Origin of the sequence: Streptomyces sp. NBC_00299 (genome assembly GCF_036173045.1) — a bacterium.
Lineage (GTDB): Bacteria > Actinomycetota > Actinomycetes > Streptomycetales > Streptomycetaceae > Streptomyces > Streptomyces machairae.
Genome location: NZ_CP108039.1, coordinates 5,230,231 through 5,256,825 on the forward strand (window position 1 = coordinate 5,230,231; position 26,595 = coordinate 5,256,825).

General features: G+C 70.1%; 27 protein-coding genes, 1 pseudogene and 1 riboswitch. Of the genes and pseudogenes, 15 read left to right on the forward strand and 13 right to left on the reverse strand.

Translation table 11 applies throughout. The annotated features are described in order from the left end of the window. Positions 1-315: 315 nt before the first annotated feature. Both cdgB and OHT51_RS23245 read left to right on the forward strand, forming a co-directional pair. Entirely contained in the window at positions 316-1,974 is a 1,659-nt protein-coding gene (cdgB, locus tag OHT51_RS23240; protein WP_328880840.1) for a diguanylate cyclase CdgB, read from the forward strand. 120 nt (positions 1,975-2,094) lie between these two features. After that, entirely contained in the window at positions 2,095-3,057 is a 963-nt protein-coding gene (locus tag OHT51_RS23245; RefSeq protein WP_328880841.1) for a CBM35 domain-containing protein, read from the forward strand. Here OHT51_RS23245 and OHT51_RS23250 read toward each other — a convergent pair whose 3' ends face one another. The 3 genes from OHT51_RS23250 to OHT51_RS23260 all read right to left on the reverse strand — a co-directional run bounded on the left by OHT51_RS23250 (position 3,058) and on the right by OHT51_RS23260 (position 6,314). Then, on the reverse strand, positions 3,058-3,987 hold the full coding sequence (locus OHT51_RS23250; protein WP_328880842.1) for a 1-phosphofructokinase family hexose kinase: 930 nt from the start codon (positions 3,985-3,987) through the stop codon (positions 3,058-3,060). A gap of 144 nt (positions 3,988-4,131) precedes the next feature. After that, positions 4,132-5,370, reverse strand: a complete 1,239-nt coding sequence (gene nagA / locus OHT51_RS23255; RefSeq protein WP_443052537.1) for an N-acetylglucosamine-6-phosphate deacetylase — start codon at positions 5,368-5,370, stop codon at positions 4,132-4,134. Then, complete coding sequence (locus tag OHT51_RS23260; RefSeq protein WP_328880843.1) at positions 5,370-6,314, reverse strand: ROK family protein; 945 nt, start codon at positions 6,312-6,314, stop codon at positions 5,370-5,372. The genes nagA and OHT51_RS23260 overlap by 1 nt, the downstream gene beginning before the upstream one ends. 98 nt (positions 6,315-6,412) lie before the next feature. On the opposite strand from OHT51_RS23260, the gene OHT51_RS23265 reads away from it, so the two are divergent. The 3 genes from OHT51_RS23265 to otsB all read left to right on the forward strand — a co-directional run bounded on the left by OHT51_RS23265 (position 6,413) and on the right by otsB (position 9,059). Further along, positions 6,413-7,705: an ABC transporter substrate-binding protein gene (locus OHT51_RS23265; RefSeq protein ID WP_328880844.1), complete on the forward strand. Its 1,293-nt coding sequence runs from the start codon at positions 6,413-6,415 to the stop codon at positions 7,703-7,705. A 53-nt stretch (positions 7,706-7,758) separates the two neighbouring features. After that, the gene (locus OHT51_RS23270; protein ID WP_328880845.1) at positions 7,759-8,019 is read left to right on the forward strand and encodes a DUF3263 domain-containing protein; all 261 of its coding nucleotides are present in this window, start codon (positions 7,759-7,761) and stop codon (positions 8,017-8,019) included. 200 nt (positions 8,020-8,219) lie between these two features. Next, positions 8,220-9,059, forward strand: coding sequence for a trehalose-phosphatase (gene otsB, locus OHT51_RS23275; RefSeq protein ID WP_328880846.1), 840 nt, complete (start codon positions 8,220-8,222; stop codon positions 9,057-9,059). Positions 9,060-9,119: 60 nt separating this feature from the next. On the opposite strand, the gene OHT51_RS23280 is transcribed toward otsB, so the two are convergent. Further along, on the reverse strand, positions 9,120-10,613 hold the full coding sequence (locus tag OHT51_RS23280) for an alpha,alpha-trehalose-phosphate synthase (UDP-forming) (protein ID WP_328880847.1): 1,494 nt from the start codon (positions 10,611-10,613) through the stop codon (positions 9,120-9,122). Positions 10,614-10,721: 108 nt separating this feature from the next. Then, the gene (locus OHT51_RS23285; RefSeq protein ID WP_328880848.1) at positions 10,722-11,666 is read right to left on the reverse strand and encodes a glucosyl-3-phosphoglycerate synthase; all 945 of its coding nucleotides are present in this window, start codon (positions 11,664-11,666) and stop codon (positions 10,722-10,724) included. A 159-nt stretch (positions 11,667-11,825) separates the two neighbouring features. Next, positions 11,826-11,983: riboswitch (SAM riboswitch) on the forward strand. An 18-nt stretch (positions 11,984-12,001) separates the two neighbouring features. Between OHT51_RS23285 and thrC the strand changes: the two genes are divergently transcribed. The 4 genes from thrC to groL all read left to right on the forward strand — a co-directional run bounded on the left by thrC (position 12,002) and on the right by groL (position 16,268). After that, positions 12,002-13,288 (forward strand): threonine synthase, encoded by a 1,287-nt coding sequence (gene thrC / locus OHT51_RS23290; protein WP_328880849.1) that lies wholly within the window; start codon positions 12,002-12,004, stop codon positions 13,286-13,288. Between the two features lie 52 nt (positions 13,289-13,340). Beyond that, a complete protein-coding gene (locus OHT51_RS23295) occupies positions 13,341-13,616 on the forward strand; it encodes a MoaD/ThiS family protein (RefSeq protein ID WP_148000006.1) in 276 nt (91 codons plus the stop codon). Between the two features lie 450 nt (positions 13,617-14,066). Further along, positions 14,067-14,273 (forward strand): cold-shock protein, encoded by a 207-nt coding sequence (locus tag OHT51_RS23300; RefSeq protein ID WP_007493268.1) that lies wholly within the window; start codon positions 14,067-14,069, stop codon positions 14,271-14,273. A 372-nt stretch (positions 14,274-14,645) separates the two neighbouring features. After that, on the forward strand, positions 14,646-16,268 hold the full coding sequence (gene groL, locus OHT51_RS23305; protein ID WP_328880850.1) for a chaperonin GroEL: 1,623 nt from the start codon (positions 14,646-14,648) through the stop codon (positions 16,266-16,268). A 104-nt stretch (positions 16,269-16,372) separates the two neighbouring features. Here groL and OHT51_RS23310 read toward each other — a convergent pair whose 3' ends face one another. Further along, positions 16,373-16,786 (reverse strand): cupin domain-containing protein, encoded by a 414-nt coding sequence (locus OHT51_RS23310; protein ID WP_328880851.1) that lies wholly within the window; start codon positions 16,784-16,786, stop codon positions 16,373-16,375. Positions 16,787-17,019: 233 nt separating this feature from the next. On the opposite strand from OHT51_RS23310, the gene OHT51_RS23315 reads away from it, so the two are divergent. The 3 genes and pseudogenes from OHT51_RS23315 (at position 17,020) to OHT51_RS23325 (ending at position 20,341) form a co-directional block, all read left to right on the forward strand. Next, entirely contained in the window at positions 17,020-18,147 is a 1,128-nt protein-coding gene (locus tag OHT51_RS23315; RefSeq protein WP_328880852.1) for an NADH:flavin oxidoreductase, read from the forward strand. A 28-nt stretch (positions 18,148-18,175) separates the two neighbouring features. Further along, positions 18,176-18,634, forward strand: a pseudogene (locus tag OHT51_RS23320) (metallophosphoesterase family protein); the annotation flags it as partial. Positions 18,635-18,865: 231 nt separating this feature from the next. Beyond that, positions 18,866-20,341 (forward strand): MFS transporter, encoded by a 1,476-nt coding sequence (locus OHT51_RS23325; RefSeq protein WP_328880853.1) that lies wholly within the window; start codon positions 18,866-18,868, stop codon positions 20,339-20,341. A 10-nt stretch (positions 20,342-20,351) separates the two neighbouring features. Here OHT51_RS23325 and OHT51_RS23330 read toward each other — a convergent pair whose 3' ends face one another. The 4 genes from OHT51_RS23330 to OHT51_RS23345 are packed head-to-tail and all read right to left on the reverse strand — an operon-like array spanning position 20,352 to position 22,560. Beyond that, positions 20,352-20,924 carry a hypothetical protein gene (locus OHT51_RS23330; protein ID WP_328880854.1) on the reverse strand — a complete coding sequence of 191 codons (573 nt, stop codon included), beginning with the start codon at positions 20,922-20,924 and terminating at the stop codon, positions 20,352-20,354. Between the two features lie 49 nt (positions 20,925-20,973). After that, a complete protein-coding gene (locus OHT51_RS23335; RefSeq protein WP_328880855.1) occupies positions 20,974-21,507 on the reverse strand; it encodes a DinB family protein in 534 nt (177 codons plus the stop codon). A gap of 26 nt (positions 21,508-21,533) precedes the next feature. Then, positions 21,534-21,737 carry a DUF397 domain-containing protein gene (locus tag OHT51_RS23340; protein WP_328880856.1) on the reverse strand — a complete coding sequence of 68 codons (204 nt, stop codon included), beginning with the start codon at positions 21,735-21,737 and terminating at the stop codon, positions 21,534-21,536. Further along, complete coding sequence (locus OHT51_RS23345) at positions 21,721-22,560, reverse strand: helix-turn-helix domain-containing protein (RefSeq protein WP_328880857.1); 840 nt, start codon at positions 22,558-22,560, stop codon at positions 21,721-21,723. The genes OHT51_RS23340 and OHT51_RS23345 overlap by 17 nt, the downstream gene beginning before the upstream one ends. 117 nt (positions 22,561-22,677) lie before the next feature. On the opposite strand from OHT51_RS23345, the gene OHT51_RS23350 reads away from it, so the two are divergent. Beyond that, positions 22,678-22,941, forward strand: coding sequence for a hypothetical protein (locus OHT51_RS23350; protein WP_328880858.1), 264 nt, complete (start codon positions 22,678-22,680; stop codon positions 22,939-22,941). On the opposite strand, the gene OHT51_RS23355 is transcribed toward OHT51_RS23350, so the two are convergent. The 3 genes from OHT51_RS23355 to OHT51_RS23365 all read right to left on the reverse strand — a co-directional run bounded on the left by OHT51_RS23355 (position 22,938) and on the right by OHT51_RS23365 (position 25,823). Further along, entirely contained in the window at positions 22,938-23,780 is an 843-nt protein-coding gene (locus OHT51_RS23355; protein WP_328880859.1) for an aldo/keto reductase, read from the reverse strand. The two genes, OHT51_RS23350 and OHT51_RS23355, sit on opposite strands and share 4 nt — an antisense overlap. Positions 23,781-23,823: 43 nt before the next feature. Then, complete coding sequence (gene murQ, locus OHT51_RS23360; protein WP_328880860.1) at positions 23,824-24,771, reverse strand: N-acetylmuramic acid 6-phosphate etherase; 948 nt, start codon at positions 24,769-24,771, stop codon at positions 23,824-23,826. A gap of 131 nt (positions 24,772-24,902) precedes the next feature. Then, positions 24,903-25,823: a MurR/RpiR family transcriptional regulator gene (locus OHT51_RS23365; protein WP_328880861.1), complete on the reverse strand. Its 921-nt coding sequence runs from the start codon at positions 25,821-25,823 to the stop codon at positions 24,903-24,905. A 63-nt stretch (positions 25,824-25,886) separates the two neighbouring features. Between OHT51_RS23365 and OHT51_RS23370 the strand changes: the two genes are divergently transcribed. After that, positions 25,887-26,285: a hypothetical protein gene (locus OHT51_RS23370; RefSeq protein ID WP_328884409.1), complete on the forward strand. Its 399-nt coding sequence runs from the start codon at positions 25,887-25,889 to the stop codon at positions 26,283-26,285. 4 nt (positions 26,286-26,289) lie between these two features. Beyond that, the gene (locus tag OHT51_RS23375; protein WP_328880862.1) at positions 26,290-26,559 is read left to right on the forward strand and encodes a DUF4031 domain-containing protein; all 270 of its coding nucleotides are present in this window, start codon (positions 26,290-26,292) and stop codon (positions 26,557-26,559) included. Positions 26,560-26,595: the final 36 nt, after the last annotated feature.

The window sequence follows — 26,595 nt, forward strand, 5'->3', positions numbered from 1 at the left end:
TCGGGCCTTCGCCCGAGAACGGACCGGGACGTGGTCCTAGGACCATGGACGGACGACTGACGTACCTGATCAAGACCGTTTCGTGGCATCTCCACACACGCACAAAGTTTGCGTTCAGTAAACGCACAGGAAAAACGCAGAAACACCGCTCAATTGTTCACGTTTGCCTGTGACTTGAGTCACAAGGGCCATTAATTGTTGACCCTGTGTACCGAGTGAGCAGCGCGCTGTGATTCAGTGGCGGGGAACTAGCAAGGGAAGTTACGCCGAAGTAGAACCCTTGATTCGCTGCGAGGTCTCGGGGGGAGGGCGAGCATGGAGACCGAGTCGGAGCCGTATGTCCGTCTTGCGACCCTGCGGCAACTGCACCAGGTCATGGCTGACATGAACACGGCCCGCAGCCTGGCGGACACGCTGCAGACCGTCGCCGACGGTGTCGTCAACGGCCTCGGCTACGAGCTCGCGTGCGTCAACCTCGTACGCCCCGACGGCGATCTCGTCGTCGCCGCCTTCTCCGGCAACCCCGCCGCCGAGGCCCTCATCACCGGCCGTGTCGGCTCCCGGGACTCCTGGGAGCGCCGGCTGAGCATGGGTGAGCGCTGGGGCGACCTGGTCTTCATCCCGCACACCGAGGGCTGGATACTCGACGACGACGACGTCCCGCAGTGGTACACCGACGGTCCCGCGCCCCGCTTCGAGGACGAGTGGCACCCCTCGGACCGTCTTTTCGCCCCGATGTACACGCCCGGCGTGCAGGGCAGCGCGTGCGGTGAGCTGATCGGGGTCCTGTCCGTGGACCGGCCCCGCAACGGGCGGCTGCCGGGCGCGTGGGGGCGCGAGGCGCTCCAGATGTACGCGTTCCAGGCGGCGATCGCCATCAGCAACGCACGTCTACGCGCGAATATGCAGCGGGCGCTGGTCCGGCTGGAGCGCGAGCAGCAGGCCCTGCGTGCCAGTGAGGAAAGCTTCAGGCAGGCCTTCGAGTACGCCCCGTCCGGCATGGCCATCGCCGAGATGGGCGGCGACCAGCACGGCCGGATCCTGCGCACCAACGACGCGCTGTGCCGCCTCCTTGGCCGCCCCGCCTCCGCGATGCGCCGCTACGCCTTCTCCGACCTCGTCCACCCCGAGGACATCGGCACGCTGCTGCGTACGTCCGCCGAGGGGGGCCGGGCGGAGCTCCGGCTCATCCGCCGCGACGGCACGTATGTATGGGTCTCGCTGCGCAACAGCGTGGTCGCCGACGCCGCCGACGGCCCCCGCTTCCTGCTCACCCACGTCGAGGACATCGAGGAGCGCAAGCGCCGCGAGCTGCAGCTCGCCCACCGCGCCTCGCACGACTCGCTCACCGGGCTGCCGAACTCCGCCGAGCTGCGTTCCCGGCTCGCCTCGCGGCTGTGCCAGCGCTCCACGCACCCGGGCGCCGCCCTGGAGTCGGTCGACGCGGCCTACGGCCACCCGGCCTACGACGCCAACGGTCACGGCTTCGACTTCCGGCCGGCGGTGGCGGCGTTCGACGCCTACGACCACCATGTCCACACCGTCGCGCCGGTCGAGGGGGAGCGGGACGACGGTGCCAAGGGGCTCGCGGTGCTCTTCTGCGACCTCGACGGCTTCAAGTCGATCAACGACCGGTTCGGGCACAACGCGGGTGACGCAGTTCTCATCGAGGTGGCGAGGCGGCTGTCCCGCCAGGTCCGCGACGGCGACACCGTGGCCCGGCTCGGCGGCGACGAGTTCGTGATCCTCGCCGACGGGCTCGGCAAGGCGGACGCCCAGGACCTCGCGGTACGTCTGCGCAACGAGATCATCCAGCCGATCCGCGCCGAAGGGCGGGCGGTCCGCGTGGGCGCCAGCTTCGGCATCGGGTGGGCACACTGCGGAATGACCGCGGACGAAGTGTTGAAGTCTGCCGACGAGCGGATGTACGTAGAGAAACGATCTCGTCCCAAACAACACAGACGCGCCGGGTAACTGCCAGGTCAGCGAGCTGATGCGATCCGAGTCACCCGTTTGGGCCATCAGGAGCGGGTAGGCTCGCCATTCTGACCATACGCATCGCATCCGCCCGCACCTGGTGAGGAGTACCAAGGGATGACGTCCGGCAACAACGGCGCCAGCACGCCCGAGGACGACGACCCGTTCGGCTACCTCTACGCCGACGGGCAGGCCAACGGCGCCCAGCCGCCGTCCGGTGGCGGGGGCTACGGCTACCCGGGTTCGGTGAACCGTGTGCGCCCGGTCGGACAGCGGCAGTACGGCCAGCAGGCCCCCACGGCCGCGTACGGCCAGATACCGCAACAGCAGGGCACGTACGGCCAGCCGAACGCGCACTACGCGGCACCGGAGACACACCCCGGCGGCGTGACCACGGCCAGCCAGCAGTCGTCCTACAGCGGCGGCCACGGCTCGGGCGGCCGCGGCGGCCCCAACACCAAGGGCCTGCTGATCGGCGCCATCGCGGTCGTCGCGGCGGTCGTCATCGGCATCAGCGTGGCCATGCTGGGCGGCGACGGCGAGAAGGACGACGCGGGGGGCGACACGGGGTCGACCCCGACGCAGTCCCAGGAGAGCAGCGCGCCGAGCCCGTCGAACAGCAACAGCCAGGCGGCCGAGGACGACCTGCCGACGATCGACGCCAAGGCGCTGGCCCTCGCCGGCGGTGCCACCACCGCGTCCGACATCAAGGGCGCCAGGGCGGACGGCGGCGTCTACGTCTCCGGGTTCAACGCGGTCGGCTCCTCGGTCAGCTGGAACGTGGACGGGATCCCGAAGTCCGGCAAGTACACCGTCTTCGTCGGCTACAGCGTCCCGGGCAAGGACCAGAACGCCACCCTCACGGTCAACGGCACGGCCGCCAACACCCCGGTCGACCTCAAGAACTGGGCGGGCGGCCCCGAGGGCGACTACGAAAAGGGCTGGACGAAGACCTACAACTACGTCCAGCTCAACAAGGGCACGAACACGATCAAGGTGTCCTGCGAGCAGGGCAACCAGTGCGACGCCCTGCTCGACCAGATGTGGCTGGTGAAGGGCTGGGTCAAGTCCAGCTCCTGATCACGCGGCGGTGACCTCCCCGGTCACCGCCACCCGCCCCAGCAACTCCTCATAAGCCCTCCGGTCGAACTCCCCCGCCACCGGTGCCACCACGCTCGCCGCGCTGAGCGCCGTCGCGCGGGTCAGGCGGTCCGGCCAGGGGAGGCGTTCCACCAATCCCGACAGCAGGCCCGCAACCGCCGCGTCGCCCGCGCCGGTCGGGTTGCCGTGGAGGCGGGTTGGTGGGGTGGCTTGCCAGCGGCCTTCCGGGGTGACGGCCAGGAGGCCTGACCTGCCGAGGGAGGCGACCACCGTGCGGGCGCCTCGGCGGCGGGCGTCCTGGGTGGCGCGCAGCGGGTCGTGGGAGCCGGTGAGTTCGGCCAGTTCGTCGGCGTTGGGCTTGATGATGTCCGGGCGGGCGGCGACGCCCCGGCGCAGGGCCTCGCCGCTGGTGTCCAGCAGGACGGGGACGCCCGCGGTCCTCGCGGCCCGGACCAGGCCGGCGTACGCCCCGACCGGTACGCCCGGTGGCAGGCTGCCGCACAGGGCCACCGTGGAGGCCGAGGCGAGGAGGTCCTCGTAGGCCTCCTGGAAGGCGGACCACTCGGCGGGCGTGATCGTCGGGCCGGGTTCGTTGAGCTGGGTCGTGTCGCCGGTGAGCTCGTCCACCACGGCGATCGTCCGGCGGGTCGCCCCCGTCGCCGGGACCAGCGCGTCCACCACGGCCGGCGTGGCCGTGAGCAGGTCTTGGACCACCCGGCCCGTCGCCCCGCCCGTGAATCCCGTGACCGTCACCTCGTGGCCGAGGGCCGCCAGCACCCGGGCCACGTTCAGGCCCTTGCCGCCGGGGCGTTCGGTCACCTCGGAGACACGGTGGGAGGCGTGGGGCCGCAGGGACCGTACGCGATAGGTGATGTCGAGAGCGGTGTTCAGAGTGACAGTGAGGATCACCTGTACTCGACCTCCCCCGAAGAGTTCAGCATGCGTGCGCCGTCCGTCTGCCGGTTGTTCCTGCCGGCAGCTGCCGATCATGCCAAAAGGGCGGCGGCCGTCCCAGTCTGGCAGGACAACCACCGCCCTCAACAGCAGGACAGATCACCCCAGTTGTGGATCCACCACCCATTCGCCCCGGCGCATCACGCCCTTGAGGTCGAAGTCGGCGTCCAGGACCACCAGGTCGGCGTCCTTGCCGGGCTCCAGGGAGCCGATGCGGTCGTAGCGGCCGAGCAGCTTGGCCGGGTTGGCGGACAGGGCCGCCACCGCGTCCTCGACCGGCAGCCGGTCGATCGTCACCGCCCGCTTGAAGGCCCGGTCCAGCGTGAGGGTCGAGCCCGCGATCGAGCCGCCCTCGACGAGGCGTGCCACACCGTCGGCGACCTCCACCTCCAGCGGGCCGAGCATGTAGCGGCCGTCGCCGAAGCCGGCCGCGTCCATCGCGTCCGTGATGAACGCGACCCGGTCCGCACCCGCGTGACGGAACGCCAGCTCCAGCGCCGCCGGGTGCAGATGCGTGCCGTCGTTGATCAGCTCGACGGTCACCCGCTCGTCCTCCAGCAGGGCCGCGATCGGGCCCGGCTCGCGGTGGCCCAGCGGCGGCATCGCGTTGAAGAGGTGCGTGGCGACCGTCGCGCCCGCCTCGATCGCCTCCACCGTCTGCTCGTACGTCGCGTCCGTGTGCCCGATCGCGGCGATCACGCCGTGCTCGGCGAGCAGCCGTACGGAGTCGAGGCCGCCCGGCAGTTCGGTGGCGAGCGTGACCATCGTCGCGTGGCCGCGCGCCGCGTCGATCAGCTTGCGCACGTCCGCCGGGTCAGGGTCGCGCAGCAGTTCCTCGGAGTGCGCGCCCTTGCGGCACGGGGAGATGAAGGGGCCCTCGAAGTGGATGCCGGCGATGTCGCCCTGCTCGGCCAGCTCGGACAGCAGGCCCGCGCGGCGGGTGAGGAAGTCCATGTCGCCGGTGACGGTGGAGGCGACGAGGGTGGTGGTGCCGTGCAGGCGGTGGGTGTGGATGCCGGTGACCACGTCGTCTGCGGTGCCCGAGGTGAACGAGGCTCCGCCTCCGCCGTGGTTGTGGATGTCCACGAACCCTGGCAGGAGCCAGTGGCCGGTGAGGTCGATGCGGTGGGCGTTCTCCGGGGCCGTGCCGGCGATGCGGGTGCCGTCGACGATCACTTGGCCCTGTTTGCGGGTTCCCGTCGGCATGACCACGTCGGCGCCGGAGAGGACGAGGGGCACCTTGCGGGCTGCGGGCTGCGGGCTCGTTGTGGCTTGTCGCGCCCGCGCGGCGGTAGCCGCAGATTCAGCGCTGTCCCGCGCCCCTAGGTCGGCTGCCATCAGGGAGTTACCTCCGTACGGTCGGTTCGGTCGAGGAGATCCCAGGCCAGGAGGCCGGCACCCAGGCATCCGGCGGTGTCGCCCAGGGCCGCGGGGACGATGGACGGCAGCTTCTGGAAGGTCACCCGGCGCCGGACGGCCTCCCTCAGCGGTGTGAACAAGGTTTCCCCCGCCTCCGCCAGGCCGCCACCGATGATCAGGGTGCGCGGGTCCAGCAGGGTGAGGGCGGTGACCAGGCCGTCGGCCAGGGCGTCCACGGCCTCGTGCCAGACCCGTACGGCGTTCGGATCGCCGGACGCGACGGCCTTCGCGCAGTCCGCCGCATCCGCCTCCGGGTCTCCGCACGCGGCGGCCCACGCCTCGCTCACCGCCGCCGCGGAAGCGAACCGCTCCAGGCAGCCGCGCTGCCCGCACGGACACGGCGCTCCGCCGGGCCGTACGACGATGTGGCCGATCTCGCCCGCGAAGCCGTGCGCGCCCGCCTCCACCCGGCCGTCGATGCCGATGGCGCCGGCTATCCCGGTGCCGAGCGGCACGAACAGGAAACGGTCGGCACCCTTGCCGGCGCCGATCCGGCCCTCCGCGAGACCGCCGGTGCGCACGTCGTGGCCGAGGGCGACCGGGACGCCGCCGAGCCGTTCGGCGAGCAGCCGCCGCAGGGGTACGTCACGCCAGCCCAGGTTGGCCGAGTAGGCGGCGACGCCCTGCTCCTCGTCGACGATGCCGGGGACGGCGATGCCGGCGGCTGCCGCGGGCTCGCCGAAGCGCTCTTCGCCGTACGCGCGCAGCTCGCCGGCGAAGTCGAGGATGCCCTCGACGACCGCGTCCGGCCCGCGCTCGCGCCCGGTCGGGCGGCGGGCCTGATGGAGCAGCTCGCCGCTCGCTGCCGCCAGGGCGGCCTTCATCCCGGTGCCGCCCACATCGAGGGCGATGACATGTCTCACGGGAACAGTGTGTCTTGCATACCCGCGAGAGGTCTAGTCCACTTACGTGGTGTAGACCTTATGGGGGCAATATGTATGACGTTTCGAAAGTTTCGAATATGGGTGTGGGGCGGTTTTGCGTGCAGCGGCGTAGGCGTACGGGAACGATTGCGGCGGTGTCCGCGCTGGGCCTGTCGGCGGTTCTGGGCGGCTGTGGGCTGACTGGTGGTTCGGACGAGGTGACGCTGAAGCTGGTCGCCGCGGACTACGGGGACAGTGCGGCGAACAGTTCCCAGAAGTACTGGGACAGGCTCGCCAAGGAGTACGAGGAGCAGCACGACGGCGTGCAGATCGACGTCACCGTGTACTCCTGGAACGACGTCGACGCCAAGGTCAAGAAGATGGTCGACGCCGGGGAGGCGCCGGACATCGCGCAGATCGGCGCGTATGCCGACTACGCCGCGAAGGGCCTTCTCTACGAGGCCGACGAACTGCTCTCCATCCCCGTCCAGGCCGACTTCGTCTCGCAGCTCGCGGACGCGGGGCAGGTGAACGGCGTCCAGTACGGCATCCCGTTCGCCTCCTCCACGCGCCTGCTCTTCTACAACAAGTCCCTCTTCGAGGACGCCGGCCTCACCCCGCCGACCTCCTGGAAGGAACTGGCCGCCGACGCCGAGGCGCTCAAGGCGAACGGTGTGAAGTACCCGTACGCGCTGCCGCTCGGTGCCGAGGAGGCGCAGGCCGAGACCATGCAGTGGCTGCTCAGCGGCGGGGGCGGGTACACCGACGCGGAGACCGGTACGTACAGCATCGACTCCGCGGAGAACGTCTCCACCTTCAACTGGCTCAAGAACAACCTCGTCGGCAAGGGGCTCACGGGGCCGGTCCCGCCCGGGGAGCTCAACCGGGCCGACGCGTTCTCCGCCTTCGCCGCGGGGGACGTCGGCATGCTCAACGGGCACCCCTCGCTGATGCAGATGGCCGAGAAGAAGGGCGTGAAGTTCGGCATGGTGCCCATGCCCGGGCTCGAGGGGCCGACCAAGGTCTCCATGGGTGTGGCCGACTGGATGATGGCCTTCAAGGAGAACGGTCATGCCGAGCAGGTGGGGGAGTTCCTCGACTTCGCCTACGACAAGCAGAACGTTCTGGACTTCTCCCGGGAGTACAACCTGCTCCCTGTCACGAACTCCGCGTCCACGGTGATGGCCGGGGCCGACCAGGACGCCGCCCTCAAGCCCTTCCTCGATCAGCTCCCGCTCTCCGAGCTCTATCCGGTGGGGCGGACGTCGTGGGCCGCGGTGAGTGCGGACGTGAAGAAGAGCATCGGCAGGACGGTGGCGTCCGGGGGGAGCCCGTCGGCGATCCTGGGGCAGCTGCAGACGGGGGCTGCTCGGGCGGAGAGTGCGGAGTAGGTGGAGTAGGTGGCGGGGGCTTCCTGTCAGTGGGGTGGGCTACGGTGCGGCTCATGGACCAGGACGAGGACCAGGACCAGCCCGAGGCCGCCGTTCTCGCCGAGCGTGAGCGGGCGATTCTTGCGCTGGAGCGGCGGGGGTTCTCGGGGGCCGGGGCCAAGGAGCGGGCGATACGTGAGGAGCTGGGGCTGGCGCCGGTGCGCTACTACCAGCTGCTGAACGCGCTGTTGGACGATCCGCGGGCGCTGGCTCATGATCCGGTGACGGTGAACCGGTTGCGGCGGGTTCGGGAGGGGCGGCGGGGGGAGCGGTGACGCGCGGCGGTGCAGTGGGGGGTTGAATTTCGCCCCCGCCGCCCCTACCCGTCCCGTCCCTGGGGGCTGCCGCCCCCAGACCCCCGCTGTCGGCCTGAACGTCCTCGTCCTCAAACGCCGGACGGGCTGAATGTGCCTGGACCGGCGTCCAGAAACCCCGTCGGGATGGGTCAGCACCCGTCCCCCGATAAGGTCGCCCCATGGGCAGTCACAAGGATCCCCTCCCGACCCCCACCACTCAGCCCGGCCGCGACGGCCTGGCCGCCATCCTCACCCACCCCGCGCGCTCACTCATCGCGCTGGACTTCGACGGCACCCTCGCCCCCATCGTTCCGGACCCCGAAAAGGCCCGAGCCCACCCCGACGCCATCCCCGCCCTGGCCGCACTCGCGCCGAAGGTGGCCGCAGTCGCGGTGATCACCGGCCGTCCGGCCGAGGTCGCAGTGAAGTACGGCGGGTTCGCCGACACCCCCGGCCTTGAGCACCTCGTCGTGCTGGGCCACTACGGCGCCGAACGCTGGGACGCCGTGAGCGGCGAGGTCACCGCCCCCGACCCCCACCCCGGCGTCGCAGCAGTCCGCGCCGCCCTGCCGGGTCTCCTCGAATCCACCGCGCAGGGCACCTGGATCGAGGACAAGGGACACGCCCTGGCCGTGCACACGCGCCGCGCGCCCGACCCGCAGGGCACGTTCGACGCCCTCCGAGCCCCCCTCACCGACCTCGCGACCCGCAACGGCCTCATCGTCGAACCGGGTCGCATGGTCCTCGAACTCCGCCCGCCCGGCATGGACAAGGGCGTCGCGCTGAGCAAGTACATCCGCGAACTCGGCGCCGAGTCCGTCCTCTACGCCGGCGACGACCTGGGCGACCTCCCCGCCTACGCCGCCGTCGACAAACTCCGCTCCGACGGCACCCCCGGCCTCCTGGTCTGCAGCGGCAGCGAGGAGGTCACCGAACTCTCGGAGAAGGCGGACGTCGTGGTCGACGGCCCGGCGGGCGTCGTGCGACTCCTCCAGACGATCGCCACGCAGGCAACCTGATCCACGGGGCACCTGCCGCAGCCCGTCATGGTGAGGCGGGCTGCAGCCGGCGATCGCCGCTCACTCGCCCCGCTCGCCGGTCCCGTCCTCCAACGCCCCCAGCTGCTCCAAGAACCACTGCGCCGGCGGCAACGCCGTACCCCCCGCCGCCAGCCGTTTCGAGCGTTCCGCGCGCTCCTCCGGGCCCATGGACAGCGCCTCGTGCAGGGCCCGTGCCGTGCCGATCACGTCGTACGGGTTGACGGGGATCGCGTCCTCGCCCAGTTCCGAGAAGGCGCCCGCCTCGCGGGACAGCACGAGGACACAGCCCTCGTCGGAGACGACCGGCACCTCCTTGGCGACGAGGTTCATGCCGTCGCGGATGGGGTTGACCAGGGCGACGTCCGCCAGGCGGTACGCGGCGAGGGAGCGGGCGAAGTCGTCCTTGACGTGGAGGACGATCGGGGTCCAAGTCGGGGTGCCGTAAGCGGAGTTGATTTCGTCCGCCAGTCGCTGGACCTCGGCGGTGTAGTCCCGGTACACCGCGAGGTCCTGGCGGGAGGGGTACGCGAACGCCACGTGGACCACCCGCTCGCGCCACTCGGGGTGGTCGTCGAGCAGCTGCCGGTATGCGAGCAGGCCGCGCACGATGTTCTTGGACAGCTCGGTCCGGTCGACGCGGACGACGGTCCGGCGGGCGGTGCCGTCCGGTGCCGTGCCGATCTCCGAACGCAGCGCGGCCATCCGCTCCTCGACATCGGCCTCGTGGGAGCGGGCGCGCAGGAACTCCGCGTCGGCGCCCAGGCCGTGCACGCCGATCCACGTGGTCCGCAGCGGGGGGCGCCCGGACGACGTGTGCTGGACGGACGCCGGGGCGCCGCTCGGCCAGGACGGGACGATCCGTTCGCGGTCCACGGCCTCGGCGCATGCCATGAAGGCCCGCGCCCACCGCCAGGTGAGGAAGCCCAGCCGGTCGGCGCCCAGCATCCCCCACACGAGCTGCGCGCGGATGTCGTCCGGAAGCATGGAGAAGTACTCCGGTGGCGCCCACGGCGTGTGCGAGAAGTGCCCGATCTTGATGTCAGGTCGCAGCTCCCGGAGCATCCCCGGGACCAGGCACAGGTGGTAGTCCTGCACCAGCACCGCCGCCCCGGGCGCGGCCCGGTCCGCCAGTGCCTGCGCGAAGGCACGGTTGTACGTCTCGTACGACTCCCACTGGCGGCGGAACTCCGCGTCGAAGACCGGCTCCAGCGGAGTCTGGTAGAGCATGTGGTGGACGAACCAGAGGACCGAGTTGGCGACGCCGTTGTACGCGTCGGCGTGCACGTCGGCCGGGATGTCCAGCATCAGCACGCCGTCCTCGCCGACGCCGCGCCGCACCGCCTCTCGGTCCCCGTCGGACAGCGCCGAGCACACCCATAGCGCGTCGGTGTCCGGACCGATCGCCGACAGCCCGGAGACGAGCCCGCCACCGCCCCTCTTGGAGTGCAGCGAGCCGTCCTCGCGCACCGCGTACGAGACCGGGCCGCGATTCGACGCGACCAGCACCTTGGCAGCACCCTGCGTGGAAGCCATAAGCCTCAACCTAGCCCGGCCCGGAAACGCTCAAACGTACGGTTCCACTCAGTGGCCGGTCCGTATACGATCAGTGGCCCTGCCCGGCGTATGACCCGGTACGGGACCTTATGCGACCTTCCGTTTGGCGTACTCGGCGATCTCCACCATCGGCGGCCGCTCCTCGGTGTCCACGGAGTACGTGCGTGGCTCGAATCCGTCCTCGCCCCGCTCGAACTGAGTCAGCGCCGGCCGGACGAGGTGGCCGCGCGCCAGCCGCAGCTGGGCCGTGCGGTAGATCGCGGCGGACATCCGGCCCAGGGCCTGTCCGTCCTGGTGGCGGTGCTTGCGGACGCCCACGTCCACCTGGGCCAGCGCGTCGAGGCCCACCAGATGCAGGGCGTCGACCAGCATGCCCAGCTCCACGCCGTACCCGACGGGGAACGGGAGCTGTTCCAGCAGGGAGCGGCGGGCCGCGTACTCGCCGCCGAGCGGCTGCACGAAACCGGCCAGCTGCGGCCAGTGCATGTTCAGCAGCGGTCGCGCCATCAGCTCGGTCACCCGGCCGCCCTGTCCGGCCGCCCCGCCGAGGGGACGGTCGTACATGCCCTTGACCAGGTCGACCCCGGGGTCGGTGAGCAGCGGGCCGACGATCCCGGAGACGAAGTCGGAGGAGAACTCCTTCAGGTCCGCGTCGATGAAGCAGACGATGTCCCCGGTCGTGACGAGCAGGGAGCGCCACAGGACCTCGCCCTTGCCGGGCGCTGCCGGGACGCGCGGGAGGATCGCGTCCCGGTGCACCACGGTGGCGCCCGCCGCGGCGGCCACCTGGGAGGTGCGGTCCGTGGACCCGGAGTCGACGACGACGATCTCGTCGACCAGCGGGACCTGTTGCATGAGGTCGTGACGGATGATCGCGACGATCTCGCCGACCGTCTCCTCCTCGTTCAGCGCGGGCAGCACGACGGAGACCGACTGGCCCGAACGCTGTTTGGCGGCGAGTATGTGGTGGAGCGGGCGATCGGTCGCGGACCAGGAGCGGGTGCTCAGCCAGCGCTCGACTTCTTCCAGCACAGTCGGCGACTCCTCACTGTCGTGATCACAGCAGGTAATCGTGTGATCCATCTCGCGGTTCGGACGACTATCTCAACTGTCCTGGCCTTCGGTTACAGTCTTGAACAACGCGGGTGACCATCGCATGTCCGAGGTCGCCCATAGTTGACAACCGAATACAGCTCATCCAGAGGGGCAGAGGGAAACGGCCCGATGAAGCCCCGGCAACCCTCCAGCCGGTCTCGTGGCGATCACTGTCGATCGTCTCCGCGAGGCTCCCGGCTAGGGAAGGTGCCAAATCCGTCTCACGGCGAGATGCGTCGTGAGGAAGATGAGGAGAAAGGGCCTCGCCTCACATGGCTGTGCAGACTGTTGCAAGCACCACCGACTCCACCGTAGACCTTGGTCCCGCCGCGGCGCTGTCCTGCCGCGAGTGCGGTCACCGGGTACCCCTCGGACCGGTCTTCGCGTGCGAGGAGTGTTTCGGCCCGCTGGAGATCGCGTACGACTTCTCGGCCTACGACACCGAGGAGCTCCGCAAGCGCATCGAAGCGGGCCCCGCGAACATCTGGCGTTACGCCCCCCTGCTGCCCGTCCCCGCGGACGTGGCCACCAAGCCGAACATCAACCCCGGCTGGACCAAGCTCGTCCAGGCCGACAACCTCGCGAACGAGCTCGGCGTCGACGCCGGCAAGCTGTTCGTCAAGGACGACTCCGGCAACCCGACGCACTCCTTCAAGGACCGCGTCGTCGCCCAGGCCATCGAGGCCGCGCGCGCCTTCAACTTCACCACCCTCTCCTGCTCCTCCACCGGCAACCTCGCCGGTGCGGTGGGTGCCGCCGCCGCCCGCGCGGGCTTCAGGTCCTGCGTGTTCATCCCGCACGACCTGGAGCAGGGCAAGGTCGTCATGGCCGCGGTCTACGGCGGCGAGCTCGTGGGCATCGAGGGCAACTACGACGACGTGAACCGTTTCTGCTCCGAGCTGATCGGTGACCCCGCCGGCGAGGGCTGGGGCTTCGTCAACGTCAACCTGCGGCCGTACTACGCCGAGGGCTCCAAGACCCTGGCGTACGAGATCTGCGAGCAGCTCGGCTGGCAGCTGCCGGACCAGCTGGTCGTGCCGATCGCCTCCGGCTCGCAGCTCACGAAGATCGACAAGGGTCTGCAGGAGCTGATCAAGCTCGGCCTCGTCGAGGACAAGCCGTACAAGATCTTCGGCGCGCAGGCCGAGGGCTGCTCGCCGGTGTCGACGGCGTTCAAGGCGGGCCACGACGTGGTCCGGCCGCAGAAGCCGAACACCATCGCCAAGTCGCTGGCGATCGGCAACCCGGCCGACGGTCCGTACGTCCTGGACATCGCCCGCCGCACGGGTGGTTTCGTGGAGGACGTGACCGACGAGCAGGTCGTCGACGCGATCAAGGTCCTCGCCCGGACCGAGGGCATCTTCGCGGAGACCGCCGGCGGAGTGACCGTGGGTGTCACGAAGAAGCTGATCGAGAGCGGTGTGCTGGACCCGAGCCTCACGACTGTGGTGCTCAACACCGGCGACGGGCTGAAGACGTTGGATGCGGTGGCCGGTACCGGGCTGACTGCGACGATTCGTCCCAACCTGGATTCGTTCCACGAGGCCGGCCTCGCATAGCTCAGCCCCGCCCCGCCCCCTTAGGCCCGTTTACCTGACCGGAGGTCATTACGTGAGCGTCAACGTCCGCATCCCCACCATCCTGCGCACCTACACGGGTGGCCAGGCCGAGGTCGCCGCCGAAGGTGCCAACCTCGGTGAGGTCATCGCCGACCTGGAGAAGAACCACACCGGGATCGCCGCCCGGGTTCTCGACGACCAGGGCAAGCTGCGTCGGTTCGTCAACGTGTACGTCAATGACGACGACGTCCGTTTCGAGCAGGGGCTGGAGACCGCGACTCCCGACGGTGCCGGCGTCTCCATCATTCCCGCCGTCGCGGGTGGCTGACAGGCTGACCGAATGACCGATCATTACCATCGGTAACCCCGGTAACCAAGAGTTCATCGAATTGCCCCCTCCGTGAGAGAAGCGGAGGGGGCAATTCTGTGTGGTTGAGCGAGGTACAGTTGGGGAACGTGCCGCCGTTCCACTGGTCGGCCGCCCTTGATTTCTGCCGCAAGCCCGACAAGAAGTAGCCAAAGTGTGCGGGTTTTTTGCGGCTTTTGTTCTCTATGCCGGGTCCGACTTGACCTGAAGTCAGCGGAATTGTCCCCACATTCCCGACCGGTCGTGCCCGGAATTCTCGTCCGATTGACCTGTTGCAGACGGCAGTTGGGCAGATACATTCAGCCGCGGTCGACGCGTTCCGGCGCACGCCCCCGGCCAATGGGGGGTGAGGTCTGACCCGGATCCGCGAAGTGTGGATCTGTGCAAGGGCCAGTAATAGGGGAGTTAGGCATGGCTCAGGGCACCGTCAAGTGGTTCAACGCGGAGAAGGGGTACGGCTTCATCGCGGTCGACGGTGGTGCGGATGTTTTCGTCCACTACAGCGCGATCCAGATGGACGGTTACCGCACCCTGGAGGAAGGCCAGCGGGTCGATTTCGAGATCTCGCAGGGCCAGAAGGGGCCGCAGGCGGACATGGTCCGTCTGGCCACCGGCTGAAGCACGCGTCGACTAACAGCAGCGACGTTCTTCTTCGAAGGGCTCGCACCTCCCGGGGTGCGAGCCCTTCGCCATGCCCGGGGTCCGTCCGGGTCCTGTCCCGAGCCTGCCGGGTCCGGCCCTCGGCCCCGCCCGACCCTGTTCGCGCACCGCAGAGCGTGCCGCCCGATACCCGAGAGGCGCTTGCACTCGCCTACCCCGAGTGCTAATCATTGGCGTTAGCACTCTGAAGGTGAGAGTGACAAAGAAGGACCGGGTCGGTGAGGCCCGCAGGCCGGGTGGGGCAAGGAACCACAAGGCATGTGAGCCGTCCGTCGCGGGCGCGGGCGCGGTCCGAAGGAATCACCCCCAGTCCTGGAGGGACCACTTCACATGGCCAAGATCATCGCGTTCGACGAGGAGGCGCGGCGCGGCCTCGAGCGCGGCATGAACCAGCTCGCGGACGCCGTCAAGGTGACGCTCGGCCCCAAGGGTCGCAACGTCGTCCTCGAGAAGAAGTGGGGCGCCCCCACGATCACCAACGATGGTGTCTCCATCGCCAAGGAGATCGAGCTCGAGGACCCGTACGAGAAGATCGGCGCCGAGCTGGTCAAGGAAGTCGCCAAGAAGACGGACGACGTCGCCGGTGACGGTACGACCACGGCGACCGTTCTCGCCCAGGCCCTCGTCAAGGAAGGCCTTCGCAACGTAGCCGCCGGCGCCAACCCGATGGCCCTCAAGCGCGGCATCGAGCGTGCCGTCGAGGCCGTCTCCGCCGCCCTGCTCGAGCAGGCGAAGGATGTCGAGACCAAGGAGCAGATCGCCTCCACGGCCTCCATCTCCGCCGCCGACACCCAGATCGGCGAGCTCATCGCCGAGGCCATGGACAAGGTCGGCAAGGAAGGCGTCATCACCGTCGAGGAGTCCCAGACCTTCGGTCTGGAGCTGGAGCTCACCGAGGGTATGCGCTTCGACAAGGGCTACATCTCGGCGTACTTCGCCACCGACATGGAGCGGATGGAGGCGTCGCTCGACGACCCGTACATCCTGATCGCCAACTCCAAGATCGGCTCCGTCAAGGACCTGCTCCCGCTCCTGGAGAAGGTCATGCAGTCGGGCAAGCCGCTGCTGATCATCGCTGAGGACGTCGAGGGCGAGGCCCTGTCGACCCTGGTCGTCAACAAGATCCGCGGCACCTTCAAGTCCGTCGCCGTCAAGGCCCCGGGCTTCGGTGACCGCCGCAAGGCGATGCTGAACGACATCGCCATCCTCACCGGTGGCGAGGTCATCTCCGAGGAGGTCGGTCTCAAGCTCGAGAACACCTCCCTGGACCTCCTGGGCAAGGCCCGCAAGGTCGTCATCACCAAGGACGAGACCACCATCGTCGACGGTGCCGGCTCCTCCGAGCAGGTCGCGGGCCGCGTCAACCAGATCCGCGCCGAGATCGAGAACAGCGACTCGGACTACGACCGCGAGAAGCTGCAGGAGCGCCTGGCGAAGCTCGCCGGCGGTGTCGCGGTCATCAAGGCCGGTGCCGCCACCGAGGTGGAGCTCAAGGAGCGCAAGCACCGCATCGAGGACGCCGTGCGCAACGCCAAGGCGGCCGTCGAGGAGGGCATCGTCGCAGGTGGTGGCGTGGCCCTGCTGCAGGCCTCCCAGGTGTTCGAGAAGCTGGAGCTCGAGGGTGACGAGGCGACCGGCGCCAACGCCGTGAAGCTCGCGCTCGAGGCCCCGCTGAAGCAGATCGCCGTCAACGGTGGTCTCGAGGGTGGCGTCGTCGTCGAGAAGGTGCGCAACCTTCAGGTCGGCCACGGTCTGAACGCCGCGACCGGCGAGTACGTCGACATGATCGCCGAGGGCATCATCGACCCGGCGAAGGTGACGCGTTCCGCGCTGCAGAACGCCGCGTCGATCGCCGCGCTGTTCCTCACCACCGAGGCCGTCATCGCCGACAAGCCGGAGAAGGCCGCTGCGCCTGCCGGTGGCGGCATGCCGGGCGGTGACATGGACTTCTGAGCCTCTTCGCAAGAAGGCTCGGACCCGGTCCGTCCACAGCGAGGGCGGCACTCCCTGTTACGACAGGGGGTGCCGCCCTCGGGCGTTTGCTCACCCGGCGATGGTCATCCTGGCCGGTCGGCCCGGAGGTGTCGGCGTTCGGCGAGTTCCGCCGCGCCGACCACGGTCAGAACCGGGGAGCCAGGCGGCGCGAACATGGTCACCACCAGCTGCGACTGCGCGTCCGGAAGGTTGTTGGCGCCCTGGTAGTGGATCACGTCACCCCCGGGCTCGAACAGGGCGTCACCGGCCCTGAGCACCCGGGGCGGCTGCCCCTCCAGCTCGAAGAGGATCTCGCCCTGGGTCACATAGCCGAAGAGCGGCCCCGGGTGCCGGTGCGGCGGCGCGCCCGGGTCACCCGGCGCCAGGGTGACCCGGATGGTCCTGGCCTCGGCGCCCGCCGGAATCCGGGCCGCCGCCTCCGGCAGGGTGTTGATCACCTCGACGCCCGGGGGCAGGTGTGCGTGCTCAGCGCTCATTAATTCCTCCAAACAGGGAGTGTCCGCAGGAAGGACCGGACCGCGTCCCCGTTTGTGACAGCCCCCTCCCTGCACGCAGCCGAGCGCGGCCGTGCCGCACTGTGTGTGGCCGGGGTCACTGCCGGAGGGGGCGGGGTGCGGAATAGGCAGCCTCCGATGAGCAGTTGCTTAAGGAAGTGCAACAATGCGCGTGCACATACCCGCTGGTCAATGCCTATCGAGGAGCTCCCCACGTGACCGTCACCCAGCCCACCGCCTCCCGTGCGGCCCAGATCCTGTCCCGGCCGACCGTGATCAACGGTCTGACCGTCCCCAACCGCATCGCGATGGCGCCGATGACGCGGATGTTCTCCCCGGGCGGCGTGCCCGGTGAGGACGTCGTGTCGTACTACGCGCGCCGCGCCGCCGCCGGCGTCGGTCTGATCGTCACCGAGGGCACGTACGTCGGGCACGACTCGGCCGGGCAGAGCCACAAGGTGCCGCGGTTCCACGGTGAGGAGCAGCTGGCGGGGTGGGCGAAGGTCGCCGATGCCGTGCACACGGCGGGCGGCACGATCGTGCCGCAGCTGTGGCACATCGGCATGGTGCGTGAGCAGGGCCAGCCGCCCTACGCCGAGGCCCCCGCCGTCGGCCCCTCGGGCCTGCGCATCGGCGCCGATGAGCCCACCGGAAAGGCGATGACCCAGGGCGACCTCGACGACGTCATCGGCGCGTTCGCCCAGGCCGCCGCGGACGCCGAGCGCATCGGCTTCGACGGCGTGGAGATCCACGGCGCCCACGGCTACCTCGTGGACCAGTTCCTGTGGGGCGGCACCAACCGCCGCACCGACGCGTACGGCGGTGACCCGGTCGCCCGTACGAAGTTCGCCGCGGAGATCGTGGCCGCCGTACGCGAGAAGGTCTCCGCGGACTTCCCGGTCATCTTCCGCTACTCGCAGTGGAAGCAGGAGGCATACGACGCCCGGCTCGCCGAGACCCCCGAGGAGCTGGAGGCCATCCTCGCCCCGCTCGCCGCGGCCGGCGTCGACGCCTTCCACGCCTCTACCCGCCGCTACTGGGTCCCGGAGTTCGACGGCTCCGACCTCAACCTCGCCGGCTGGACGAAGAAGCTGACCGGCAGGCCCACCATCAGCGTCGGCTCGGTCGGCCTGGACGGCGAGTTCCTGGGCGCGTTCGCCGGCCAGGGCTCCGGGGTCAAGGGCATCGACGACCTGCTGGACCGTCTGGAGGCGGAGGAGTTCGACTTCGTCGCCGTCGGCCGGGCGCTGCTCCAGGACCCCGAGTGGGCGGCGAAGGTGCTGGGCGGCCGGTTCGAGGAGCTGGCGCCGTACGACGCGGCCTCGCTGAAGACCCTGAGCTGAGGCCCAACCAGCCGCTACTGCCGGAGAGATGAGGATCCTTCATCTCTCCGACACCCACATCGAGCGGGCCGACGCCCCCAACGCATACGGCGTGAATGCCACCGACTCGCTCCGCCTGATGCTCGCCGAGCTGAGGCATGTGCGGGACGTCGACGCGATCGTCGTCACGGGGGACATCGCAGACGACGGTGCGGTGGAGGCGTATACGGCCGTGAAGGAGCTCGTGGGCGAGTTCGCCCGCGGCCTGGGCGCGCCCGTGTTCTACACCACCGGCAACCATGATGAGCGCGGCGCCTTCGGGAAGGTGTTGGGCAGCGGCCACCCGGAACCGGAAGCGGTTCTGGAGTCCGAGGCGGGGGAGCGGGCGGCCGTGAGCACCGTCGCCGGCCGGCGGTTCGTCACGCTGGACTCGCTGGTGCCGGGGAAGGTGTACGGCCGACTGAGCGCGGCTCAACTCGACTGGCTGAAGGCGGTGTTGAGCACCCCATGCGCGCGATCCCCGGGCGCACGAGACGGTGTACGAGTTGGACGAGGGGCGGACGCGGGCGTTCGTGGAGCGGGGGGCCTGAGCCAGGTGCCCGCCTGACCTTGGTGATCAGAGGCGATCTCGGGCGGTCCGGGGCGTGACCTGCATCCCTTGAGTAAGTCAATCAACTGACTTAAGGTTGCCTTGGTCAATTACGTACCTTCACGTTCGTACGCCGACGGAGGCCCCGCCATGTCCCACGCCCCTGCCCCTGCCGCCGAGGCCGGGGGCGGCGCCCCGCCGAGGTCGAACGCCGTGGTGGCGGTGCTGGCCTTCGCCGGGATCGTCGTCTCGCTGATGCAGACCCTGGTCATCCCGATCGTCCCCGAGCTGCCCCGGCTGCTCGACGCCCCGGCGTCGGACACCGCCTGGGCGGTCACGGCGACCCTGCTCGCCGCCGCCGTCGCCACGCCGGTGATGGGGCGGCTCGGCGACATGTACGGCAAGAGGCGGATGCTGCTGGTCAGCGTCGTACTGCTGGTGACCGGTTCCGTGGTCTGTGCCCTGAGCGACGCGCTGGTCCCGATGATCGTCGGACGGGTGCTCCAGGGCCTGGCCTCCGGGGTGATCCCGCTCGGCATCAGCATCATGCGCGACGAACTCCCCGCCGAGCGCCTCGGCTCCGCGACCGCCCTGATGAGCGCCTCCCTCGGCATCGGCGGCGCGCTCGGGCTGCCCGCCGCCGCGCTCATCGCGGACAACTTCGACTGGCACATGTTGTTCTGGACGTCGGCCGGCATGGGTGTCGTGGCTCTGGTGTGCGTGGTGCTGTTCGTGCCCGAGTCGAAGGTGCGCACCGGCGGGCGCTTCGACCTGGTGGGCGGCATAGGGATGGCGGCGGGACTGGTCTGCCTGCTCCTGGCCGTCTCCAAGGGTGCCGACTGGGGCTGGGGCAGTGGCACGACGCTCGGTCTGTTCGCCGCCGCCGCCGTGATCCTGTCGGCCTGGGGCTGGTGGGAGCTGCGTACCGAGCAGCCGCTGGTGGATCTGCGGACGACCGCCCGGCGTCAGGTGCTGGTCACCAACCTGGCCTCGATCGCCGTGGGCTTCGCGATGTTCGCGATGAGCCTCGTCATCCCGCAGCTCCTCCAGCTCCCCGCGCAGACCGGCTACGGCCTCGGCAAGTCGATGCTGGTCGCGGGCCTGTGCATGGCTCCGTCGGGCCTGGTCATGATGGCGACGGCCCCGGTGTCGGCGGCCATCTCGCGGGCCAAGGGCCCCAAGGTCACGCTGATGACCGGCGTCCTGATCGTGGCCGTGGGCTACGGCCTCAACATCGTCCTGATGTCCGAGGTCTGGCACTTCGTCCTGGTGGCCTGCATCATCGGCGCAGGCGTCGGTTTCGGCTACGGCTCGATGCCCGCCCTCATCATGAGCGCCGTGCCCGCGTCGGAGACGGCCGCCGCGAACAGCCTCAACACGCTGATGCGTTCCCTCGGTACGTCCACGGCGAGTGCCGTCGCGGGCGTGATCCTCGCCCAGATGACGACGGACCTCGGCGGTTACGCCCTCCCGTCCGAGAACGCCTTCAAGGTGGTCCTGGCTGTGGGCGCCGGGGCGGCGTTGCTGGCGTTCGTGGTGGCGTCGTTCATTCCGAAGGCGGGGCCGGCTGCCGTCCAGGAGCCTGTGGCGAAGGCGGCAGCGCCGATGGGAGTGACGGCCAAGTAGTGGCTGTCGGCTACAGGTTGCCCAGCGGCTCGATGTCGACCTTCACCGGCGTGCCCCACACGCGCAGCACCTCGTAGTCGGTGAACTCGTGCACGAGCCGGTAGGCCATGGCGGGGCGCGGCCCGCGACGCTGGGCGGTGATGTACAGCTCGGCCTCCCGGCGGTCGCGGCGCGGCGTGCCGCACAGCTGCCACTCCTGCCCGTTCCACAGCTCCGGCAGCCAGCGCTGCTGGGGCTGTGGGCGTTCGCCGCGGACGCCGTAGCGGGACGGGGCGGTGTCGGGGGAGCGGGGGGCCGCCGGGCCGGTGCCGTTGTACTCGGAGCGGCGGGCCGCCCGGCGGCGGGTCTCGCAGAGCAGACAGAGGTCGGGCGCCGCCTTGTCGACCGGGCCGCCCGGGTGCTCCGGGCAGCGGGTGGTCGGGGCGGCACTGGACACGCTCTCGTCCAGGAGGTCGAGAGCGCGCCGCAGGTCCGCCTTGACCTCGTGCAGCTTGGCATCCGGGGTGGTGGCAGTGAGGGCCTCGCCGTGCTCGCCGAGGAGGCGGAGGGCGCGGCCCAGGGCGGTCAGCTGGGCGTGGTTCATGGGTGCCAGTGTGGGCGAAGGCCTCGGCTCTGCGCCAACGACCCCGACGTCAGCCCATGCTCTTCGCCCCGTCCAGGGACTCACGCAGGATGTCGGCGTGCCCGGCGTGCTGGGCGGTCTCCGCGATGATGTGCAGCAGCGTCCTGCGGGCCGACCAGCGAGCGCTGGACTCGAACCACGGGGCCTTGGGGAGCGGGTGGGAGACGTTCAGGTCGGGCAGGGCGGCGACCAGGTCGTCGGTGCGCTGGGCCACCTTCTCGTACTCGGCCAGCACACCGGCCAGCGTCTCGCCGGGCAGCATCCGGAAGTCGTCGGCCCGCTTGGCGAAGTCGGCCTCGGTCATGGCGCTGAAGTCGGGCATCGCCGACGTGCCGTGCTCGATGAAGTTCGCCCAGCTCCGTTCCACCGAGGTGACGTGCTTGATCAGGCCGCCGACGCACAGCTCGCTCGCGGTGGTCCGCTGTCCCGCCTGCTCGTCGGAGAGGTCGCGGGCGGTGAAGCGGAGGAATTGCCGGTGCTTGGCCAGGGTCTCCAGCAGGTCGCTGCGCTCGGCGGTGGCGGTGTTGTGCGTGGTCTCAGTCATGACAGCCACGTTATGAGCCGACTAGGTCAGATTCTGACCGCATTCACAAAGGCGGCCCAGGCGGATGTGCCGAATATGAGCTTCGGGCCGTGGGGGTGCTTGGAGTCTCGGACGGGGACGAGGGTGGGGAGGTCGTGGGTGACTTCGAGGCAGTTGCCGCCGTCGCCGCCGCTGTAGCTGGACTTGTGCCAAGTCACGCCGTCCAGGTTGTTCTCAGGGATGCTCCTCATGGGCGTAATCCTGCGCCATCCTCTCGATGAGGACCAGGGACTTCTGCGGCGAGAGAGCGCAGGCGCTGAGCAGGTCGTAGGTGTGGCGCTGGTACCTGACGGTGGCCGGTTCGTCTTCCAGTCGACCGGTGCCAACCCCTTCGAAGTAGACGAGCGGAGGCGCGTCTTCGAAGGCCATCAGCTTGATGGCGCCCTGCATGGACGCGTGTGCTCCCGCCTCGAACGGGATCACCTGCACAATGACCCGGCTCCGGCGCACCAGGCCGACGATGTGGCTGAGGGCCTCCGCCATTACCTCGCGCCCGCCTGTGGCTCGCCGTAGCGCGGCCTCGTCAAGCACCACCCACAACAACGGCTCTGTTGGATCGCTGAGGAGGTGGGCCCGCTCCACCCGGGCAGCTACCAGTTCCTCGATTTTCTCGTCCGGCGCTGTGGGTTGGTGCGCGCGGCACACGGCCCGGGCGTAGGCCGGAGTCTGGAGCAGGCCAGGGATGAGCAGCGGTGCGTACTCCCTGATCTCCGTGGCCGTGGCTTCGGCTTCCGCCGCCTCCGCGAAATGCTCCGGGTACTTGGACTTGCTGGCCGCCGCGCAGTTCCGCGTGAAGAAACCCTTCGTGCCCAGCACCTCATCCACCATCACGGCCATGTCGGGCCGCAAGCGCCTTGTGCCCGCCTCCAGTTGCCCGATGAACGCGCCACTCACGAACAGCTTCAGACCCAGGGCGTCCTGGCTCAGACCCTTCTTCTCACGCGCATGGCGCAACTCCGCGCCCAGCAGCGCGCGTGGCGACGACGACGGATCGAGATCCTTCGGTGCTGGCATGTGCAACTCCCGGTCCACCGGACGAGACTGTTGGGGCGCCCCGTCTGGCCAGGCTAGAGGCGCCACCGACACGCTGTGTTGTGAATCGCAAACTCTGCGTGGAGAGGTGAGGCAAACGTGCGGTCGACCGAGGAAGTCGTGCTGTCCCTGCGGGAGGCTCTCAGGGGCGTGGGTGTCGTACTGCCGTCCCTGTCCGTGGACCCGGTGACCGGCGCCGGCGACGAGCCGTTCGCGTTGGTCCAGTTGGGGCGTTGCAATGTGCGGACCGCGGAGCGGCTGGCGGCGGTGTTGCGGGGCGAGCCGGTGGAGCCCGCGCCGACGAAGGAGGAGCTGTTGGCGCGGGTGAGGCAGGTCAACCGGGAGGGGAGGCTGCCGCGTTAGGCGGACTCGGCGGCGCGGCTGAGGCGGTCGTACTGGGCCTGGGTGAGGTGGAGGGCGTCCGCGCCGAGGTTCTCCTCCAGGTGGGCGAGGCTCGTCGTCCCCGGGATGGGGACGATCACCGGGGAGTGGGCGAGGAGCCAGGCGAGGACGAGCTGCGTCGGGGTGGCGTCCAGTTCCTTTGCCACCGCGGCGATTTCGGCCTGCGCCCCCGACTTCCCCGCGGCCACCGGCCGCCACGGCAGGAAGGCGATGCCTGCCTCCTCGCAGGCCTTGAGTACGGGCTCGTGCTCGCGGTCGAGGAGGTTGTAGCGGTTCTGGACGCTCGCGATCTCGACGACGGTCCGCGCCTCGGCCAGCTCGGCGGCCGTGACCTCGGACAGGCCGATCCTGCCCACCTTGCCCTCGGCGCGCAGGTCGCGCAGCGCGCCGAGCTGGTCGGGGAGCGGTACGCCGGGGTCGAGCCGGTGGAGCTGGAGCAGCTCGATGCGGTCGAGGCGGAGACGGCGCAGGGCCTCGTCGACCTGGTCGCGCAGGTCGGCGGGCGCGCCCGCGTGCCGCCAGCCCTCGCCCGAGGTGGTGTGACGGATGCCGACCTTCGTGGCGATCACGAGGTCCGCCGGGTACGGGTGCAGGGCCTCGGCGAGGAGATCCTCGTTCGCTCCCCAGCCGTACAGGTGCGCCGTGTCGATCAGCGTGACGCCCAGTTCGACGGCCCGCCGGGCGACCGCGAGGTGGGCGGCGCGGGCCTCGTCGGTCTCCGGCCGCAGATGCATGGCCCCGAACCCGAGCCGCCGTACTTCCAGATCGCCGCCGATGCGAAAGGTCTTCGGTGCCGTCATGTGGCCACGCTAACAGGGGAGTTGAAGCGACGGACGGACCCGGTCACCGCCCGTCCGCGCGCCCGCCCGCACTCATCGCCGCCCGCAGATGCCCCTCCGCCGCATCGAGAAGCCCGTTAGCCGTAGGGGCGTCCACGTCCGCCAGGAGGATCAGGATCGCCGTCTTCACCTCGCCGCCCGCCTCGGTCAGGGCACGCTCGATGTCGGTGTCGTCGGCGCCCGTGGCGAGGGCGACGATGCGGCGGGAGCGGGCCCGTAGCTTGTCGTTGGAGGCGCGGACGTCGACCATCAGGTTTCCGTAGGTCTTGCCCAGGCGGATCATCGTGATCGTCGAGAGCATGTTGAGGACCAGCTTCTGGGCCGTGCCGGCCTTCAGGCGCGTCGATCCGGTGAGGAGTTCCGGGCCCACGACGATCTCGATGCCGTGCTCGGCGGCCGCCGCCAGGGCGCTGTCCGGGTTGCAGGACAGGCCGATCGTCAACGCGCCCTGCTTGCGGGCGTGTTCGACCGCGCCGATCGCGTACGGCGTGCGCCCGGAGGCGGAGATGCCGACCACCGTGTCGGTGGGCGTGAGCGCGAGGGCGTCGAGGTCGGTGCGGGCGAGGTCCTTGGAGTCCTCGGCGCCCTCGACGGAGACGACCATCGCCTCAGGGCCGCCCGCGATGAGGCCGACGACCTGGGAGGGGTCGGTGTTGAAGGTGGGCGGGCACTCGGAGGCGTCGAGCACGCCGAGGCGGCCGGCGGTGCCCGCGCCCGCGTAGATGAGGCGACCGCCCCGGGCCATCCGTTCCGCGAGGGCGTCGATGGCGGCGGCGATCTGGGGGAGGCGCTGTGCGACGGCGGTGGGTACGGCCGCGTCCTCGCCGTTCATGAGCCGGGCGATGTCGAGGGTGGGGAGACGGTCGATCTCGGCGAGCTCGGGGCGGAACGCCTCGGTGGTCAGGGTCTCCAACTCGGCGCGGAGATCACGGGGGTTGGATGCGGAGGTCATGAGAGACGGCTCTTTCTGAGGTACGGAGTGCTGTAACCCCTGGGGGCGCGGGGCTGTGTTCAATGTGCGGCTACCGCCGCGCGGGCCCGACCAGCCACGACGGCCCCGCATCCGACCACAACGCCTGCGGTCTAACGGCGGTGCCGATGCGCCAGTGCCTCGTACGACGCGGCCAGCGCGGGCGCAGCCGTGTCGTACGTCCGCTGCGCCACCCCCACGAACAGACAGTCCACGACAAGCAGCTGACTGGTCCGGGACGACATCGCGGCCGGCCGCAGCTCGCTCTCCCGCGCCGTGGACGTCGTAAGGATGTGATCGGCGTACTGGGTGACGGCCCCGTCCGGACGCCCGGTGATCGCGACGGTCGTCGCCCCGTGCTCGAACGCCACCCGCAGCGGCTCGATGACGTCCCCGGTCGACCCGGAGTGGGTGATGGCTATCGCCACGTCACCCGCGCGCAGCTGGACCGCGTTCGTCACGGCGAGGTGCGGGTCGCTGTGCGCGTGGGCTATGAGCCCTATCCGCAGCAGCTTCTGGGCGAGGTCCTGGGCGACCAGCCCGGACGCCCCGACGCCGTACACGTCGATCCGGCGGGCGGCGGCGGCGGCCGATACGGCCGCTCCCAGCTGGGCGGTGTCGAGGCCGGCGGCCGTGTCGGCGAGGGTCTGCTGCTCGTCGTAGGCGAGCTTCGCCACCACGTCGGCGATCGGGTCGTCCACCGCGATGTCGGTCGTTATGGCGGGGGCGCGGCCCGACTGCTGCTGGGCGGCTAGGCCGGCGAGGGCGAGGCGCAGATCGCGGTAGCCGGGGTAGCCGAGGAGACGGGCGGTGCGCACGACGGTGGCCTCGCTGGTGCCGGTGAGTTCGGCGAGGCCGGTGACCGTGAGGGCCGCGCAGCCCGCCGGGTCGCTCGCGACCGCTTCGGCGACGCGCTGCATGGAGCGGGTCATCGACGGGGCGAGCGTGCGCACCTTGGCCGCGAGGGCGGCGGGCGCCGGGGCCGGACCGGTCGGTCCCGCACGGCCGAAAGTTTCCTTCACGTCATTGGTCACCTTTGAAAAATATTTCCACCCCGTGCCGTGGTCAAGAGTGCGCACAATAGGACCATGGAACCCATCAGTCCGCTCAGTCCGCTGGAACAGGCGCTGCACACGGCCCGCGCCCTCGTGCTCGCCGACCTGGTCGCGGGCGAGGTCGCCGAGGCGGATGTCGTGTCGCTGGTCGAGGAGGCGGTCGTACAGCGGCGCTGGTGGGTCGAGCAGTGGCCGGACGGCATGGAGTTCGTGGCCGGACTGGTCGCCCAGGACGTGCAGGACGCGCTGCTGGACCGGTTCGGGCGCTGGCCGCTGTGCCCGGTGTGCGGCGCCGGTGACCCGCACGCGCTGGAGGTCGAGCCGGAGCTGGGGCCCGATCCGTACTGGGTGTGCCACAAGGCGGGCGTGAGGGTCGCGGCGGTCGGATCACTGGGGGCGGCCGGCGCGGGCGGGGCGCAGCCCTCGGGAGGGAGCGCGTGACGCCGTGACGATCTACATCGACCCGCCGACCTGGCCGGGACACGGGCGGATGTGGTCGCACCTCGTGAGCGACGTGTCGTACGACGAACTGCACACGTTCGCCGACGGGTTGGGCGTGCCGCGGCGGGCCTTCGAGCGGGACCACTACGACGTCCCGTCCCACCGCTATGCCGATGCGGTGCGGGCGGGTGCCGTCGAGGTCAGCAGCCGTGAGGTGGTGCGACTGTTGCAGGGGGCGGGGTTGCGCAGGCCGAAGGGGCGGGAGGCGGGCTGACGCCGCTTCCTGACGCCCCCTCGGCTCCGGACGCGC

Coding starts and splice junctions, on each gene's coding strand:
- OHT51_RS23265 (WP_328880844.1), top strand. CDS start 6,413: ATGGGTGTGGGGCGGTTTTGCGTGCAGCGGCGTAGGCGTACGGGAACG.
- otsB (WP_328880846.1), top strand. CDS start 8,220: ATGGGCAGTCACAAGGATCCCCTCCCGACCCCCACCACTCAGCCCGGC.
- OHT51_RS23300 (WP_007493268.1), top strand. CDS start 14,067: ATGGCTCAGGGCACCGTCAAGTGGTTCAACGCGGAGAAGGGGTACGGC.
- nagA (WP_443052537.1), bottom strand. CDS start 5,370: ATGGCAGCCGACCTAGGGGCGCGGGACAGCGCTGAATCTGCGGCTACC.
- OHT51_RS23280 (WP_328880847.1), bottom strand. CDS start 10,613: ATGGCTTCCACGCAGGGTGCTGCCAAGGTGCTGGTCGCGTCGAATCGC.
- OHT51_RS23340 (WP_328880856.1), bottom strand. CDS start 21,737: ATGAGGAGCATCCCTGAGAACAACCTGGACGGCGTGACTTGGCACAAG.
- OHT51_RS23335 (WP_328880855.1), bottom strand. CDS start 21,507: ATGACTGAGACCACGCACAACACCGCCACCGCCGAGCGCAGCGACCTG.
- OHT51_RS23330 (WP_328880854.1), bottom strand. CDS start 20,924: ATGAACCACGCCCAGCTGACCGCCCTGGGCCGCGCCCTCCGCCTCCTC.
- OHT51_RS23325 (WP_328880853.1), top strand. CDS start 18,866: ATGTCCCACGCCCCTGCCCCTGCCGCCGAGGCCGGGGGCGGCGCCCCG.
- OHT51_RS23245 (WP_328880841.1), top strand. CDS start 2,095: ATGACGTCCGGCAACAACGGCGCCAGCACGCCCGAGGACGACGACCCG.
- OHT51_RS23355 (WP_328880859.1), bottom strand. CDS start 23,780: ATGACGGCACCGAAGACCTTTCGCATCGGCGGCGATCTGGAAGTACGG.
- cdgB (WP_328880840.1), top strand. CDS start 316: ATGGAGACCGAGTCGGAGCCGTATGTCCGTCTTGCGACCCTGCGGCAA.
- OHT51_RS23270 (WP_328880845.1), top strand. CDS start 7,759: ATGGACCAGGACGAGGACCAGGACCAGCCCGAGGCCGCCGTTCTCGCC.
- groL (WP_328880850.1), top strand. CDS start 14,646: ATGGCCAAGATCATCGCGTTCGACGAGGAGGCGCGGCGCGGCCTCGAG.
- OHT51_RS23345 (WP_328880857.1), bottom strand. CDS start 22,560: ATGCCAGCACCGAAGGATCTCGATCCGTCGTCGTCGCCACGCGCGCTG.
- murQ (WP_328880860.1), bottom strand. CDS start 24,771: ATGACCTCCGCATCCAACCCCCGTGATCTCCGCGCCGAGTTGGAGACC.
- thrC (WP_328880849.1), top strand. CDS start 12,002: ATGGCTGTGCAGACTGTTGCAAGCACCACCGACTCCACCGTAGACCTT.
- OHT51_RS23310 (WP_328880851.1), bottom strand. CDS start 16,786: ATGAGCGCTGAGCACGCACACCTGCCCCCGGGCGTCGAGGTGATCAAC.